11 protein-coding genes are annotated in these 12,607 nt (G+C 70.0%); 1 reads left to right on the forward strand and 10 read right to left on the reverse strand.

Annotated features, from left to right (window positions below; genetic code table 11):
* Positions 1-52: 52 nt before the first annotated feature.
* Together AB0N80_RS15690 and AB0N80_RS15695 are read right to left on the reverse strand one after the other, a co-directional pair.
* Entirely contained in the window at positions 53-1,102 is a 1,050-nt protein-coding gene (locus AB0N80_RS15690) for a 3-isopropylmalate dehydrogenase (RefSeq protein WP_363579293.1), read from the reverse strand.
* A 25-nt stretch (positions 1,103-1,127) separates the two neighbouring features.
* Positions 1,128-2,651: an MFS transporter gene (locus AB0N80_RS15695; protein WP_363392008.1), complete on the reverse strand. Its 1,524-nt coding sequence runs from the start codon at positions 2,649-2,651 to the stop codon at positions 1,128-1,130.
* A 94-nt stretch (positions 2,652-2,745) separates the two neighbouring features.
* Between AB0N80_RS15695 and AB0N80_RS15700 the strand changes: the two genes are divergently transcribed.
* A complete protein-coding gene (locus tag AB0N80_RS15700; RefSeq protein ID WP_315995469.1) occupies positions 2,746-3,288 on the forward strand; it encodes a TetR/AcrR family transcriptional regulator in 543 nt (180 codons plus the stop codon).
* Between the two features lie 92 nt (positions 3,289-3,380).
* On the opposite strand, the gene serA is transcribed toward AB0N80_RS15700, so the two are convergent.
* From serA to otsB, 8 genes are all read right to left on the reverse strand, one after another.
* Positions 3,381-4,985 (reverse strand): phosphoglycerate dehydrogenase, encoded by a 1,605-nt coding sequence (gene serA / locus AB0N80_RS15705; RefSeq protein ID WP_363392010.1) that lies wholly within the window; start codon positions 4,983-4,985, stop codon positions 3,381-3,383.
* Between the two features lie 381 nt (positions 4,986-5,366).
* A complete protein-coding gene (locus AB0N80_RS15710) occupies positions 5,367-5,705 on the reverse strand; it encodes a bacitracin resistance protein (protein ID WP_363579295.1) in 339 nt (112 codons plus the stop codon).
* The gene (locus AB0N80_RS15715; protein WP_363579297.1) at positions 5,702-6,277 is read right to left on the reverse strand and encodes a DNA polymerase III subunit gamma/tau; all 576 of its coding nucleotides are present in this window, start codon (positions 6,275-6,277) and stop codon (positions 5,702-5,704) included. The genes AB0N80_RS15710 and AB0N80_RS15715 overlap by 4 nt, the downstream gene beginning before the upstream one ends.
* Positions 6,278-6,420: 143 nt before the next feature.
* On the reverse strand, positions 6,421-7,446 hold the full coding sequence (gene ilvC, locus AB0N80_RS15720) for a ketol-acid reductoisomerase (RefSeq protein ID WP_363579299.1): 1,026 nt from the start codon (positions 7,444-7,446) through the stop codon (positions 6,421-6,423).
* Positions 7,447-7,615: 169 nt separating this feature from the next.
* Complete coding sequence (gene ilvN / locus AB0N80_RS15725; RefSeq protein ID WP_315995464.1) at positions 7,616-8,125, reverse strand: acetolactate synthase small subunit; 510 nt, start codon at positions 8,123-8,125, stop codon at positions 7,616-7,618.
* A 1-nt stretch (position 8,126) separates the two neighbouring features.
* The gene (locus AB0N80_RS15730) at positions 8,127-9,935 is read right to left on the reverse strand and encodes an acetolactate synthase large subunit (protein WP_363579301.1); all 1,809 of its coding nucleotides are present in this window, start codon (positions 9,933-9,935) and stop codon (positions 8,127-8,129) included.
* A gap of 44 nt (positions 9,936-9,979) precedes the next feature.
* Entirely contained in the window at positions 9,980-11,698 is a 1,719-nt protein-coding gene (gene ilvD / locus AB0N80_RS15735; protein WP_315995462.1) for a dihydroxy-acid dehydratase, read from the reverse strand.
* Positions 11,699-11,786: 88 nt separating this feature from the next.
* Complete coding sequence (gene otsB, locus AB0N80_RS15740) at positions 11,787-12,566, reverse strand: trehalose-phosphatase (protein ID WP_363579303.1); 780 nt, start codon at positions 12,564-12,566, stop codon at positions 11,787-11,789.
* Positions 12,567-12,607 lie beyond the last annotated feature (41 nt).

The following is a 12,607-nucleotide window of genomic DNA, read 5'->3' on the forward strand; positions in this document are numbered from 1 at the left end:
TGATCCAAAACTCTTCGTATGCCGAGGGGCGAAGCGGGCCGGTCGGTCCAGGTTACGCCTGGACGCGCGCGGCGATCGCGTCGCCGATCTGAGCGGTGGTGCGCGAGCCCTCGCGGCGGGCGATGTCGTCCTCCACCGCGCGGGTGACGCGGGCGGATTCGTCGGTGAGCCCGAGATGATCGAGCAGCAGCGCGACGGAGAGGATCGCAGCCGTGGGGTCGGCTTTCTGGCTTCCCGCGATGTCGGGCGCCGATCCGTGCACGGGCTCGAACATCGAGGGGAACGCGCCGTCGGGGTTGATGTTGCCCGAAGCGGCGAGACCGATGCCACCGGTGACGGCGCCGGCCAGGTCGGTCAGGATGTCGCCGAAGAGGTTGTCGGTGACGATCACGTCGAAGCGGCCCGGGTTCGTGACCAGGAAGATCGTCGCCGCGTCGACGTGCAGGTAGTCTACGTCGACCCCCGGGAACTCGGATGCCACGGCATCCACGATGCGCTTCCACATGCCGCCCGCGTGGACGAGCACGTTGGTCTTGTGCACGAGCGTGAGCGTGCGGCGACGGCGCTCGGCCAGGGCGAAGGCGTACCGAACGACGCGCTCGACGCCGTAGGCCGTGTTGACCGAGGTCTCGTTGGCGACCTCGTGCGGGGTTCCGCGGCGGATGGCACCGCCGTTGCCGACGTACGGCCCCTCGGTCCCCTCGCGCACGACGACGAAGTCGATGTCGCCCGGGTCTGCCAGGGGGCCCGCGGCGCCGGGGTAGAGCTTCGACGGTCGCAGGTTGACGTAGTGGTCGAGCTCGAAGCGGAGCTTCAGCAGCAGGCCGCGTTCGATGTTCGCGTCCTTCAGGCGCGGGTCGCCGGGGACCCCGCCGACGGCGCCGAGCAGAATCGCGTCGTGGCCCGCGATCGCGGCAAGGTCGTCGTCGGTGAGCGTGTCGCCGGTCTCGAGGTAGCGCCCGGCGCCGAGCGAGAAGGGCGTCTTGTCGAAGACGACATCCGACTCGGCGGTGACGGCGTCGAGCACCTTGACGGCCTCGGCGACGACTTCGGGACCGATGCCGTCACCGGGGATGACGGCCAGCTTCACGACACGCGACATCGCTCTCCTCAGAGCTCGGGGCACGTCACTTCGTCGACGCGCCGCGGGTTCCTCCCAGGGTAGTGGCAGCGATCACCGCGGCCACGACGATCAGCCCCGCGCCGATCAAGGCCGTGATGACCACGCCGGAGTCGAAGGCGTGCGCGGCGGCGAGCCGCAGGGCGTCCGCCAGCGCCGGGTCGTCGAGGGTCTGCGACACCGCCACGGCCCCGGCGAGGGTTTCGCGGGCCGCCTGGGCCGCGGCATCCGGGAGCCCCGCCGGGAGCACCAGCTGCGCCCGATAGAAGGCCGCGAGGATGCCACCGAGCACGGCGGTGCCCAGCACCGCGCCGACCTCGTAGGCCGTCTCGGAGACGGCGCTCGCGGCACCGGCCTTGGCCGAGGGAGCGCTCGACAGGATCAACTCGTTCGACACGGTCTCGGCGGCACCGATACCGATGCCCAGCAGGCCGAACGCCACGATGAGCTGGACGAGGTCGGCGGTCGAGAGCGCGACGAGGACATACGCGACGACAGAGAACGTGAGCGCGACGGGCACGACCACGCGCGGGGCGAACCGCTTCGCGACCGGCACCACGGCGAGTCCGGAGACGATCATGAGTACGAGCCCGGGCAGGAGCGCGAAGCCCGCGACCATCGGCGACAGCCCCACGACCAGCTGCAGGTGCTGCGCGACGAAGTAGAGGAATCCGACGAGTCCGACCACGCTGAGCAGGTTCACGAGGATGGCGCCGGAGAAGGTGCCTCGACGGAACAGCGACATGTCGAGCATCGGCGTGGGCAGCGAGCGCTGACGGCGCACGAACAGCCATCCGAAGACGATGCCGACGACGAAGAGCGCCGGGGCGAGCGAAAGCGGGCCGTCGACGGCGAGCTTCTTGATGCCGTAGACGATCGGGACCATCGTCGCGAGCGAGAGCAGCACGCTGACGGGGTCGAAGCGGCCGGGGTGCGGGTCGCGACTCTCGGGCACGAAGAACGGGGCGAGGATCAGGAGGGGGATGAGCACGGGCACCGCCATGAGGAACACCGATCCCCACGAGAAGTGCTCGAGGAGGAAGCCTCCGACGATCGGCCCGAGGGCGGCGCCCGCCGAGAAACCCGACGCCCAGATGGCGATGGCGAAGCGCCGCTGATCGCGGTCGCGGAAGATGCTGCGCAGGAGCGACAGCGTCGACGGCATCAGCATGGCGCCGAAGACGCCCATGAGGGCGCGGCCGGCGATGAGCAGGGCCGCCGTGGGCGCGAAGGCCGACAGTGCGGAGACGGCCGCGAAGCCGGTCGCGCCGATCAACAGCAGACGCCGACGGCCGAACCGGTCGCCCAAGGTGCCCATCGTGACGAGCAGGCCCGCGAGCACGAGCGGGTAGACATCGATGATCCACAGCTGCTCGATGCTGGACGGCTGCAGCGACAGTGCGATCTCGGGCAGCGCGAAACTCAGCACCGTGTTGTCGACCGAGACCAGCAGCACGGGCAGCATGAGCACCGCCAGCGCGAACCACCCGCGCCACCCGGCGCGGGTCACGGTGATCTCTGAGGTGGGCATCGACGAGGTGAGCATTCTTCCGATCCGTTTCTTAACCGTCCAGCCGGTATAGTATCAGGTCCGAGGTCCCACCCGCCAGTACGATCGAGGAGTCATGAGTCGCCCCCCTCTCGCCCGCGAAGCCGTCCTCGACGCCTTCACACGGATCCTCGTCGACGAGGGCGAGCGCGCCGCGACGATGGATGCCACGGCGCGCGGCGCCGGCGTGTCGAAGGGCGGCCTGCTCTACCACTTCAACTCGAAGAGCGCTCTCGAAGCGGCACTGGTCGACCGCCTCGAGCGCCTGGCGCAGGAAGACGTCGACGAGATCGAGAAGTCCGCCGAAGGCGTCGTCGCGGCGCATCTTCGTTCGTCGCAGAACACCGGGTCCCCGCTCGATGTGACCATCCTCGCCGTCTCACGGCTCGCCCAGAACGGCAACGATGCGGCATCCGCCTCGCTTCGCCGGGTGCGCGAACTGTGGGAGGAGAGCCTCCGCGCGCACACGCGCGACGAGACGGCGCTGCAGATGGTGCTGCTGGTCAGCGACGGGCTCTACTTCAACGCGGTCCTCGACCTCAACGCCGTCCCCGGCCCGACCCTCGAGGGACCGGAGCTCGACAAGCTCATCGACGCCGTGGTGGCTGCCACCACCTGAGGCAGCCAGTCCGCAACGCGACGCGGCACCGCCCTTCGAATGAGAAAAGGGGGCCGCCGCAGCGACCCCCTCCCCCGTGATGCGTCCGGGACTCAGCCCTCGATGATCTCGATCTGCCGGAACAGATCGGCGCCGACGGACTCGCGCATCGCACCGAGGATCTCGTCGGGAACCGGCGAGTCCACCGTGAGCACCGACAGCGCGCGGCCCGTGGCATCCTGGGCCGCCACCTGGAGACCCGCGATGTTGATGCCGGCCTCACCGAGCTTCTGGCCGTAGATCGCGACGATGCCGGGGCGGTCGGCGTAGCGCATGACGATGTGGTGCTGCTCGATCGGCACCTCGATGTCGTAGCCGTTGATCGCGACGACCTTGGGCACCATGCGAGTGCCGGCGAGCGTACCGGCCACCGTGAGGGTCGAGCCGTCCGCGAGGGTGCCGCGGAGGATCGTGATGTTGCGGTACAGCGGGCTCTCGGCCTCGACGACCAAGCGCGCCTCGACGCCGCGCTGCTCGGCGAAGAGCGGGGCGTTCACGTAGGACACCGTTTCACTGACGATGCGGCTGAAGTAGCCCTTCAGCGCCGCGAGGCGGTAGACGCTCACGTCGTACTGCGCGAGCTCTCCGCGCACCTCGATGTCCAGGCTCGTGAGCGCGCTGTCGGCGAGACCGCTGAAGAACTGACCGAGCATCTCGACCAGGGCGATACCGGGACGCACGAACGGGTCGATCGCTCCCCCGGCGACGTTCACGGCATCCGGGACGAGGTCGCCCTCGAGGGCGAGCTTGACCGAACGGGCGACGGAGACGCCGGCCTTCTCCTGCGCCTCCTCCGTGCTGGCCCCGAGATGCGGGGTGACCACGACGTTCGGAAGGTCGAGGAGCTTGCGGGCGGGGCCGCCCTCGGCGGGGGGCTCGGTCGAGAAGACGTCGAGGCCGGCCCCCGCGATCTCGCCCGAGGTGAGGGCGTCGAACAGCGCCTCTTCGTCGATGAGGCCGCCGCGCGCGACGTTGATGACGTACGCGGAGTTCTTCATGCGGCGCAGCTGCTCGGCGCCGATCATGCCGGTCGTCTCGGGCGTCTTCGGCATGTGGATCGTGACGAAGTCGCTCTGCTCGAGGAGTTCGTCGAGCGAGACCAGCTGCACGCCGAGCTGCTGCGCACGCGCGGCCGTGACGTAGGGGTCGTACGCGATGACGCGCATGTCGAATCCCTGAAGGCGCGCGGCGATGAGGGCGCCGATGCGTCCGAGGCCGATAATGCCGATCGTCTTCTCGAAGAGCTCGGTGCCGGTGAAGGAGCTGCGCTTCCACAGGCCCTGCGCGAGAGAGGCATGCGCGGCGGGGATGCGGCGCGCGAGGCTCAGCACATGGCCTACGGTCAGCTCGGCGGCCGAGATGATGTTGGAGGTCGGGGCGTTCACGACCATGACACCTGCGGCGGTGGCCGACTTGATGTCGACGTTGTCGAGGCCGACCCCGGCGCGGGCGACGACCTTGAGCGAGGGAGCCGCGGCAAGCGCCTCGGCATCGATCTGGGTGGCCGAGCGCACGAGCACCGCGTGCGCGTCGGCGAGGGCCGAGAGCAGCGCGGGGCGGTCGGTCCCGTCGACGTTGCGCACGTCGAAGTCGGGGCCGAGCGCGTCGATCGTGGCGGGAGAGAGTTCTTCGGCGATGAGCACGACGGGCTTCGTCACGGATGCGTCCTTCGAAACGGTGCTGGGGACCGGCGCGCACCGCCGCGCACCGCCGGCGCGAACCGGGCGCACGACCCGTGCGGGCCGTGTGTCAGCCTAGCGCGGCCCCGCGACGGCGCCCGACCGTATGACGCCGGACGCCTCGGCCCGTCGACGACGGCGACGCACGGGCTCGCGCGGCCCCTCGGTCACGCCGCGAGGCGGCATCTCCCGGCGGCTCGGCTTCTGCCCACGGTTCGGGATGCCGGCGCGACGACGTCACGCCGCGGGCGCACGAACGGATGCCGGCACGACGACGTCACGCCGCGGGGCGCCCGATCGGACGCCGGCACGACACCGCTTCGCCGCGGGGCGCACGGCCGGAGGCCGAAGTCGCCCGCCTCAGCCCCCGTAGAGCCCGTACGACGTCGCTCCGTAGCCGACGATCGCGAGCCAGAACGCCGCCGAGAGGGTGAGACCCGCGAGCATCGTCAGGGCGAACGCCCCCGCCGCACGGCGCGCACCGATCGCGAAGGCGACCGCGAACGTGAGCAGGGGGAAGATGATCGGGAGGATGTAGACCACCCACCCGAGGGTGTTGAGACCCAGCGGACCGGTCGCCTGCGTGATGAGCAGCGCGACCGCGCTCCAGACGACGTAGGCGTAGAACAGCCCGAAGAGGCCGGCGATGGCCACGACGACCCATGTGGGCAGGACGCGCGTGCGCGTGGCGGTGCTCATGCGATTGCTCCCACCGACAGGAACGGCCAGGGGACGAGCAGCACGATTCCCACGATCAGCAGCAGGAATCGCTGCCATGTCCGCCATGCGCGGGTGAGCACCAGGACCGCCACGAACCACACGAGCGGGGCCAGCACGGCTCCCGCGGTGAGGGCGATCAGCGTGACGTCGGGGATCGGCAGCCCCAGGCTGCGCAGTCGCAGACCGGCGAGGAGCCAGCCGAGGGCGAAGAGCAGGAACGTCGCGGCGACCATGCCGATGCCCACGAGGCCGACGTTGCCCAGCGGCGCCGAGGAGTCGGCATCCGCGTCGTGGTCGTCATCGGCCGGCCCGGCGTCGGCGGGGGCGTCGTGCACCGCGGATGCCGCCACCTGCGAAGTCCGCGACGCCGACGTCGCGGCGGGCTGCAGCGGCTCCGGCTCGGCCGCCGGCTGCAGCGGCTCGGGCTCGCTCGACACGGGCTGCACGGGATCCGACGGTCGCACCTCGGTCGCGCGCTTCTCGCCGACGTCGAGGGTCGGGTCGTCGTCACCGCCCCACGAGAGGGCGTCGTCATCGCGCGGAGTGCTCACGTTCCCACGGTAGCGGGCTCTCCCTCGGCCGGGTCGCGCCCCGCCGATCACGCCGGGTGCGCGGCATCCGGAACCGAAGACGTCCCGCCGAACGGCGAACGCCCCGCGGCCGGAGCCCCGGGGCGTTCGAGACGATCGGGAGATCAGCGCGCAGCCGAGCCCTCGACGTAGTCGCTGTCCTGCTGCTTCCACGCGAAGAGGCCGCGGAGCTCCTTGCCGGTGGCCTCGATGGGGTGACCCTGCTCCTTCTCGCGGAGCTCGAGGAACTCGGGGGCGCCCTTGTCCTGGTCGGCGATGAAGCGCTCGGCGAACGCGCCCGACTGGATGTCGGCGAGGACGGCCTTCATGCTCTCCTTGACGTCGGGCGAGATGACGCGCGGGCCCGAGACGTAGTCGCCGTACTCGGCGGTGTCGGAGATCGACCAGCGCTGCTTGGCGATGCCGCCCTCCCACATGAGGTCGACGATGAGCTTGAGCTCGTGCAGCACCTCGAAGTACGCGATCTGCGGCTGGTAGCCCGCCTCGGTGAGGGTCTCGAAACCGGCCTGCACGAGGTGGCTCATGCCACCGCAGAGCACGGCCTGCTCGCCGAAGAGGTCGGTCTCGGTCTCTTCGGTGAAGGTCGTCTTGATGACGCCGGCGCGGGTGCCGCCGATGGCCTTCGCGTACGAGAGGGCGGTGTCCCAGGCCGAGCCCGAGGCGTCGCGCTCGACGGCGATGATGTCGGGGATGCCGCGGCCGGCGACGTACTCGCGACGCACGGTGTGGCCGGGGGCCTTGGGGGCGACGAGGATGACGTCCACGCCCTCGGGGGCGTCGATGTAGCCGAAGCGGATGTTGAAGCCGTGCGCGAAGGCGAGCGTCTTGCCCTCGGTGAGCTTGTCCTTGATCGAGTCGGCGAAGATCGAGCGCTGGTGCTGGTCGGGCGCGAGGATCATGATGAGGTCGGCCCACTCGGCCGCGTCGGCGACGTTCTTGACCGCGAAGCCGTCCTCCTGCGCCTTGGCGGCCGACTTGGAGCCGTCCTTGAGGGCGATGACGACCTCGACGCCCGAGTCGCGCAGGTTCTGCGCGTGGGCGTGACCCTGCGAGCCGTAGCCGACGATCGCGACCTTCTTGCCCTGGATGATCGAGAGGTCGGCGTCGTCGTCGTAGAAGATCTCTGCCATGAGGATGTTTCTCCTTGAGTCAGGTCCCTGAGCTTGTCGAAGGGACCGGGGGTTGTGGGACGTATGAAGTTCGGATGTCGGCCCCCTCGACAGGGTCGAGGACCGACGGGATTCGGAGAGTCGGACCCTTCGACAGGCTCAGGACCGCCCGGCTCGGGGACCGACGGGGTCAGCCGCGGAGGACGCGCTCGGTGATGCTCTTACCGCCACGACCGACGGCGAGAAGGCCCGACTGTGCGAGCTCCTTCACGCCGAAGGGCTCGATGGCCTTGAGGAACGCACCGACCTTGCCCGAGTCGCCCGTGATCTCGATCACGATGGCATCGGGTGCGTAGTCGACGACCGAGGCGCGGAAGAGGTTCACGACCTCGAGCACGTTGGAGCGGCTGGCGTTGTCGGCGCGCACCTTGACGAGGACGTGCTCTCGCTGGACGGATGCCGCGGGGTCGAGCTCCACGATCTTGATGACGTTGATCAGCTTGTTGAGCTGCTTCGTCACCTGCTCGAGCGGCAGGCCCTCGACGTCGACCACGACCGTGATGCGCGAGAGACCCGGCACCTCGGTCACGCCGACGGCGAGCGATTCGATGTTGAAGCCGCGGCGGGCGAAGAGCCCGGCGACGCGGGTCAGCAGACCCGGCTTGTCCTCGACGAGGAGGCTCAGAACGTGACGAGACATCTCAGTCCTCCTGCTCGTTGAAGGCGGGCGAGTGATCGCGCGCGTACTGGACGTAGCTGTTGCTGACGCCCTGCGGGACCATCGGCCACACCATGGCATCCGCACTCACGACGAAGTCGATCACGACGGGGCGGTCGTTCGTGTCCAGCGCGAGCTGGATTGCGGCGTCGATCTCGTCTTCCTTCTCGACGCGGATCGCGAGGCACCCGTACGCCTCGGCGAGCTTCACGAAGTCGGGGATGCGACGCGTGCCGTGGCCCGTGTTGAGGTCGGTGTTGGAGTGGCGGCCGTCGAAGAACAGCGTCTGCCACTGGCGCACCATGCCGAGGGAGGAGTTGTTGATGATCGCGACCTTGATCGGGATGTCGTTGATGACGCAGGTCGCGAGCTCCTGGTTGGTCATCTGGAAGCAGCCGTCACCGTCGATCGCCCACACGGCGCGATCGGGCTGGGCCACCTTGGCGCCCATGGCCGCGGGGACCGCGTAGCCCATGGTGCCGGCGCCGCCGGAGTTGAGCCACGCGTTCGGACGCTCGTACTTGATGAACTGCGCCGCCCACATCTGGTGCTGGCCGACGCCCGAGGCGTAGACGCCCTCGGGTCCGGTCATCTCGCCGATGCGCTGGATGACATGCTGCGGCGACAGGAGGCCGTCGGTGGTGGGCGTGTAGCCCAGCGGGAACTCCTCGCGGAGGCCGTTCAGGTAGGTCCACCACTCGCTGTAGTCGTGCGGGTGCTCGGCGTCGGCGGCGCGGAACGCGGCGTCCAGGTCGACGAGGACCTCTTTCAGGTCACCCACGATCGGCACGTCGGCCGTGCGGATCTTGGAGATCTCGGCGGGGTCGATGTCGACGTGCACCACCTGGGCGTTCGGCGCGAACAGCGACGCCTTGCCCGTGACGCGGTCGTCGAAGCGGGCGCCGAGCGAGACGATGAGGTCGCTCTCCTGCAGGGCGAGGACGGCGGGGACGGTGCCGTGCATGCCGGGCATGCCCAGATGCTGCTCGTGGGAGTCGGGGAACGCGCCGCGCGCCATGAGCGTGGTGACGACGGGGGCGCCCGTCGCCTCGGCGAGCACCTTCAGCTCCGCCGCCGCGTTGGCGCGGATCGCACCGCCGCCCACGTACAGCACGGGCTTCTGCGCGGTGGCGAGCAGGTGGGCCGCGGCCTGGATCTGCTTGCCGTGCGCCTTGGTGACCGGGCGGTAGCCGGGCAGGTCGATCTTGGGCGGCCAGACGAACGGCGCCTCGGCCTGCTGGGCGTCCTTCGTGATGTCGACGAGCACCGGACCGGGACGACCGGTCGATGCGATCTCGAAGGCCGCCGCGATCGCGCCGGGGATCTCCTCGGCGGTCTTCACCAGGAACGAGTGCTTCGTGATCGGCATCGTGATGCCCACGATGTCGGCCTCCTGGAAGGCATCCGTACCCATGAGGGTGGAGAACACCTGCCCGGTGATGCACACGAGCGGCACCGAGTCCATGTAGGCGTCGGCGATCGCGGTGACGAGGTTGGTCGCGCCGGGGCCCGACGTCGCGATCGCGACGCCGACCTTGCCCGAGGCCGCGGCGTAGCCCTCGGCCGCGTGACCGGCGCCCTGCTCGTGACGGACGAGGATGTGGCGGACGTGCTCGTCGTCCATGAGCGGGTCGTAGACGGGCATGATCGCTCCGCCCGGCAGGCCGAACACATCGGTGACGCCGAGCAGGTCGAGCGAGCGGACGACCGCCTGTGCACCCGTCATCACGGGCGCCGGGGCGGTGCGGGCGGGGGGCCGGGGCACGGCCGCCGTAGGGGAATCGATGGACATGGGAGTACCTCGAGAACCGTAAGAAGGTGAGAAGGGGACGGCCGTCAGCCCGTGACCGCGCCCTCCGCGGCGGAGTGCACGAGCTTGGAGTACTTGGCCAGAACGCCACGGGTATAGCGCGGGGGAAGCGGTTCCCAGCCATCACGGCGGGAACTCAGCTCGGCGTCATCGACGATCAAGTCGAGAGTGCGAGCGGCGATATCGACCCGTATCAGATCACCATCGCGCACGAAGGCGATGGGACCTGCGTCCACCGCTTCGGGAGCTATGTGGCCGATGCACAGTCCGGTTGTGCCGCCTGAGAATCGACCGTCCGTCAAGAGTAGTACATCTTTTCCGAGCCCCGCGCCCTTGATGGCCGCCGTGATGGCGAGCATCTCGCGCATGCCCGGGCCGCCCTTGGGGCCCTCGTAGCGGATGACGACGACGTCGCCGGCGGCGATCTCGCCGGCCTCGAGGGCGTCCATCGCGCCGCGCTCACGCTCGAACACGCGGGCGGGACCCTCGAACACGTTGCCGTCGAAGCCGGCCGACTTCACCACCGCGCCTTCGGGGGCCATCGAGCCGTGCAGGATCGTGATGCCGCCGGTGGCGTGGATCGGGTCGTCGAACGAGTGGATGACCTTGCCGTCGACCGGGTCGGGGTTCAGGTCGGCGAGGTTCTCGGCGAGCGTCTTGCCCGTGACGGTGAGCGCGTCGCCGTGCAGCAGACCCTCGTCGAGCATCGCCTTCATGATCACGGGGATGCCGCCGTGGCGGTCGACGTCGTTCATGACGTACTGGCCGAACGGCTTCATGTCGGCCACGTGCGGGGTGCGGTCGCCGATGCGGTTGAAGTCGTGGAGGTTCAGCTCGACCTCGGCCTCGTTCGCGATCGCGAGCAGGTGCAGCACGACGTTGGTCGAACCGCCGAGCGCCATGGCGAGGGCGATGGCGTTCTCGAACGCCTCCTTGGTGAGGATGTCGCGCGTGGTGATCCCCTGACGGAGGAGGTTGACGACGGCCTCGCCCGAGCGGTGGGCGAAGTAGTCGCGGCGACGGTCGGCGGAGGGCGGGGCGGCCGAACCGGGGAGGCTCAGTCCGAGCGCCTCGGCGACGGAGGCCATGGTGTTGGCGGTGTACATGCCACCGCACGCACCCTCGCCCGGGGCGATCGCGCACTCGATGCGCTTGAGGTCGGCCTCGCTCATCTTGCCCGCGAGACACGCGCCCACGGCCTCGAACGAGTCGATGATCGTGACGTCCTTCTCGGTGCCGTCGCTGAGCTTCACCCAGCCCGGGGCGATGGAGCCGGCGTAGAGGAAGACGCTCGACAGGTCGAGACGGGCGGATGCCATGAGCATGCCCGGGATCGACTTGTCGCAGCCTGCAAGGAGCACGGAGCCGTCGAGGCGCTCGGCCATCATGACGGTCTCGACGCTGTCGGCGATGACCTCTCGCGAGACGAGCGAGAAGTGCATGCCCTCGTGGCCCATGGAGATGCCGTCGGAGACGGAGATGGTGCCGAACTGCAGGGGGTAACCGCCGCCGGCGTGGACGCCTTCTTTGGCGCCCTGCGCGAGCCGGTCGAGGCTGAGGTTGCAGGGGGTGATCTCGTTCCAGCTCGACGCGATGCCGATCTGGGGCTTGTCCCAGTCCTCGTCGCCCATGCCGACCGCGCGGAGCATTCCGCGCGACGTGGTGGCTTCGATGCCGTCGGTGACGACGCGACTGCGGGGCTTGATGTCGAACTCGCCGGTGTTCGGATTCTGCGGTGCGGGCATTCTCGAAGTCTATTGCGAGCGGCACGCGCGCGACGCCGCCCGGGCGGTGAACGGTGGATTCATCGTCGAGGGCCGCTGCCCCCGGCGCTCACCCCGCGTGCGCGCTCCGCAATCGGGCGATCCGCTCGAGGACCGCCACGAAGGCCGCGATGTCGTCGACCCGCAGCGTCGCCGCCGTCTCTCCCCCGCCGACGCGCACGCCGAGGTCGCCCGCCCCCAGCGATCGCAGGGCGTCCTCGTCGGTGACGTCGTCGCCGGCGAAGAGCACCGCCGTGGCGCTCACGCGCTCGCGCAGGTGCGCGACGGCGGAGTCCTTGCCCTCGTGCCGGAACGAGAACTCGAGAATGTCGTGTCCGGTGCGCCGTCGCCACGACGGCGCTCGGGCGGCCAGGACGGCGTCGGTCGCCTCCCGCGCGGCGCGGGCGGCATCGGCATCCGCCGTCCGGGTGTGCAGTCCGAGCCCGAACTGCTTGGGCTCGACCCGCGCTCCGGGGAACGCGGCGACGGCGTCGCGGACCTCGGCGGTGAGGCGGTCGCGCAGCGCGCGGTCGTCGGCGTCGTCGTCCGCTTCGACGGCACCGGAGCCCGGCTCCCAGGCCTCGGCCCCGTGCGAGCCCATCAGCCACCACGGAGAGGAGTCGTCGTGCTCCGCGATGACGCGGAGATCGGCGAGCGTGCGGCCGGAGACGAGGGCCACGGTCGTCGCCGGGAGGCCCGCGAGCTCCTCGAGCACCGCGCGGGCGTCCGGCGTCATGCGCGCCGACATCGGCTCGTCGACCAGCGGCGAGAGCGTGCCGTCGAAATCGAGGGCTATCAGCAGCGTCGCGGTCGTCGCGACGGCCTCGACGGAGGCGTCGGCGGCGGTCATCCGGCATCCATCCCTTCATCGACGCGGATCGGGTCGAGCTG

Origin of the sequence: Microbacterium sp. NPDC089188, assembly GCF_040685155.1 — a bacterium.
GTDB lineage: Bacteria > Actinomycetota > Actinomycetes > Actinomycetales > Microbacteriaceae > Microbacterium > Microbacterium galbum.

What these genes read in the sequence shown, in the direction of transcription:
- otsB (WP_363579303.1), bottom strand. Translation starts at nt 12,566, where the DNA reads ATGACCGCCGCCGACGCCTCCGTCGAGGCCGTCGCGACGACCGCGACG.
- AB0N80_RS15700 (WP_315995469.1), top strand. Translation starts at nt 2,746, where the DNA reads ATGAGTCGCCCCCCTCTCGCCCGCGAAGCCGTCCTCGACGCCTTCACA.
- AB0N80_RS15730 (WP_363579301.1), bottom strand. Translation starts at nt 9,935, where the DNA reads ATGTCCATCGATTCCCCTACGGCGGCCGTGCCCCGGCCCCCCGCCCGC.
- AB0N80_RS15695 (WP_363392008.1), bottom strand. Translation starts at nt 2,651, where the DNA reads ATGCCCACCTCAGAGATCACCGTGACCCGCGCCGGGTGGCGCGGGTGG.
- AB0N80_RS15690 (WP_363579293.1), bottom strand. Translation starts at nt 1,102, where the DNA reads ATGTCGCGTGTCGTGAAGCTGGCCGTCATCCCCGGTGACGGCATCGGT.
- ilvC (WP_363579299.1), bottom strand. Translation starts at nt 7,446, where the DNA reads ATGGCAGAGATCTTCTACGACGACGACGCCGACCTCTCGATCATCCAG.
- ilvN (WP_315995464.1), bottom strand. Translation starts at nt 8,125, where the DNA reads ATGTCTCGTCACGTTCTGAGCCTCCTCGTCGAGGACAAGCCGGGTCTG.
- AB0N80_RS15710 (WP_363579295.1), bottom strand. Translation starts at nt 5,705, where the DNA reads ATGAGCACCGCCACGCGCACGCGCGTCCTGCCCACATGGGTCGTCGTG.
- ilvD (WP_315995462.1), bottom strand. Translation starts at nt 11,698, where the DNA reads ATGCCCGCACCGCAGAATCCGAACACCGGCGAGTTCGACATCAAGCCC.